Here is a 207-nt window from a genome sequence, read left to right as displayed (position 1 = left end):
ATGTAAGACTTCCTGTACAGTAGGAAACCAGACCTGCGAGCAGAAGAAATAGGCAGTCAGGATTTATAAACGAAGGGTACAAAGACAGCGGCTTTTTGGTCGCTGTCTCTTGATGTTCAAAGAAAAAAGAAAGGGGTACCGATAGTGATTCACCAGTACCAGAATAACGGATACAATATTGTTCTGGATGTCAACAGTGGGTGCGTG

The 207-nt window shown here is 43.5% G+C and carries 1 protein-coding gene; it reads left to right on the top strand.

Features of this window, described 5'->3' with window-relative positions; all coding sequences use genetic code 11:
• Positions 1–52 (top strand): six-cysteine ranthipeptide SCIFF (locus HJY11_RS15760; protein ID WP_208076607.1); only part of this gene is annotated, 52 nt, incomplete at its 5' end.
• Positions 53–207 lie beyond the last annotated feature (155 nt).

This window comes from Bittarella massiliensis (ex Durand et al. 2017) (genome assembly GCF_017566145.1).
GTDB lineage: Bacteria > Bacillota > Clostridia > Oscillospirales > Ruminococcaceae > Bittarella > Bittarella massiliensis_A.
Note: the sequence above shows the minus strand (reverse complement) of the source record. Positions and strands in the feature narration are given on the sequence as shown.